This window comes from Acinetobacter sp. V89_7, from assembly GCF_029967895.1.
Classification (GTDB): domain Bacteria; phylum Pseudomonadota; class Gammaproteobacteria; order Pseudomonadales; family Moraxellaceae; genus Acinetobacter; species Acinetobacter soli.
In genome coordinates this window covers 1-2375 of the sequence record NZ_JASCAJ010000011.1, presented here as the reverse complement: position 1 = coordinate 2375, position 2375 = coordinate 1, and the positions used below count along the sequence as shown (strand labels likewise).

The window sequence follows — 2375 nt, the reverse complement described above, 5'->3', positions numbered from 1 at the left end:
ATCTGAATATCCTTCCGTGCAATCAGATCCGCCCCATCTCCCTGTGCCTGTAACTCGATCTTGCCCTTGCCGGCATACAGGCGGGCACCTTGCTGGGCTGCAAACAAACTAATCTTGTCACTGGCGTGTGCAATCAAACTTTTTTGCGTGCTTATGTTCAGGCTGTCTCCTGCATGCTGGCTCAGTTGCCCGTCTGCACTCAGGTGGATGTCTTGGTTACTGCTCATGGCGATGCTGCTAGGTGCACTTAAGATCATCAGCGCTTGCTTAAATGCGGCAGCCTTGTTCTGGTCTTGTTGTTCGATTTGTTCTAAGAACTGTTTGAGGTTGTCCAGTACTTCAAGCGGATCGGTCTGCTGATTTTTGGCCACTTCACTTAAGGCTTTGGCATTGTTCAGGCTGCTTTCAAGCTGCTGGCTGGCCTCTTTCGCATCTAGGTGCTGGCCCTGTGCCTGTTCTTGTTTGTGGGTGCTGAGGTGTAGCCCTTCACCTGCCCGTACAGCTCCCCACTGGTCGGTACGTAGTTCGAAACCTTCGCCTCGGCCTTCGCTTTCCAGTTGTTCTTTGGGGTGGCTCAGATTGCCCAGATTAAGCTGGGTCGCGCCATGGCTGCTGTGGAGCTGGCTGCTGATCTGTCCTGTGGTGTCATCAAAGCGGAGCTGGTTGTAGCCACTGCCCTGAATTTCTTCGGAGCGGATGCCACTCAGGTGTCGGGTATGCGGTAACTGTCCTTTAATGTCGAATTTGGTCGGACTTCGCTGCGCTTCGTGGATGCGTCCAAGCACAAAGGGACGGTCGATATCGCCATCAAAGTAGTCGATCACCACGATCTCGCCGATACGGGGTAAAAAGCGGGCGCCATAACCTTCGCCTGCCCATGGGGTCAGTACATCGACCCATGCCGAGTCGGTGTCGTTGTCGTTGCTGCCTGCGCCGCCATCATGGCTGTGGTCTTCACTTCGGGTAAACAGGAACCGGACTTTGATGCGTCCCCATTCGTCCACATGTACCTGTTCGCCTTCTGGCCCCACCACTTTGGCGCGTTGCGGATGTGCCGGTGGACGGTGTTGCTGCGGGTGGTACTCGGGTACGATTTTGATGTTGCGGCGGACCAAGGTCAGTTCGCTGTGGTGGCGTTGTTCGGGTACGTTGTAGTTGAGCTGTTGTTGTAGTTCTTTGGGCAGGTTGTTTTGATTGCTGTAGTGTTTGCCCACAATGATCATCTGGCGCTCGTCTGCGCTGTGCTGGGTCAGTTCGGGATGGCCTTCGAGCTGAAACCAGTAGCCGACCTGTGCATCGCGTACGCTTCCACGGGCGCTGAATTGTTTGCTCTGTAGGTGGTGATAGGCATTGATCTGCTGGTTGAGCTGTTCCAACTGAGGATTACCAGATACGGTGGCTTGATCTTGTTGTTCTAGATCAGCAATCCATGCCGGTGTGATGTGCCAGGCATCTTCCAGATTCAGGCTGGCATTGTCGTGTTGCTGGCTGTGTTGCTGGGTGCTTTGCACACTGCCACTGCCTTCTTCTTGTTGTAAGGCATCGGCTTGCCAGCGCTGGGTATAGACCGATGTGGGTTGCAGGGACCGCTCGGCTTGTACCTGTGTCAGGGTATCGTAGGGTTCGGTGGCACTGCTGCGCTGGTAGTGTATGACTTGTCTGCTTAAGGCAGTGTAATGCTGGTTGTCGTCAATCAGACGCAGTACTTGTGCCTGTATCGGCGTATTCATCGTCGGGACGGTCAGGGCTGCTTCATCGATCAGCCAGTTGATGCCTTCGCTGCGCCAGAGTCGGGTCAGGTAGTCGTAATCGGTTTCGTTGGCCTGCATGCTAAATGGCCGGATGTCATAGTCTCGGCTTAAACCTGAGGTATCGAGCGTCAGGCTGGCAGCAAACAGCGGGCTTTTCGTTTGCCATTCTCTAAACAGCAGCTCACTGATCTCGCGCACGCTTTTGTTCATAAACACGCGGCTGTTGCGGCGTTTGTGCCACAGTGCGGTCGGGTCTTGCAGGGTCAGGGTATAACTGGTCAGTGCACCATCGCTTTGTGCTTGTTTGGCAGCAGTGATGATGCCACTGGTGCGATACAGCTGGCCGGTATCGGTGACCTGATCGACGGCAACCTGACAGCCGATAAATTGTTTGAGGGAAATCTGTGCGTGCGTGCTGAAGCACAGCAGCTCGGCAGTACTGCCCTGATTGATCTGCTGCTGTCCCTGTATGCGTTGTAAATACACCTGACTGTTCAGGGCGGGATCTGAGAAGGTCACGTGCAAGGCGCGTTGCTGTGTGCCTAATCCCAAGCGTTCTAATACGCCAAATAGATTAATCGACATTGTTATTATCAGTAAAACTCATACTTATGTTGAATTTTA

General features: G+C 53.8%; 1 protein-coding gene. It reads right to left on the bottom strand.

Features of this window, described 5'->3' with window-relative positions:
- The coding region (locus QLG00_RS01200) for a type VI secretion system Vgr family protein (protein ID WP_282470377.1) at positions 1-2336 on the bottom strand (2336 nt) is incomplete at its 3' end.
- Positions 2337-2375: the final 39 nt, after the last annotated feature.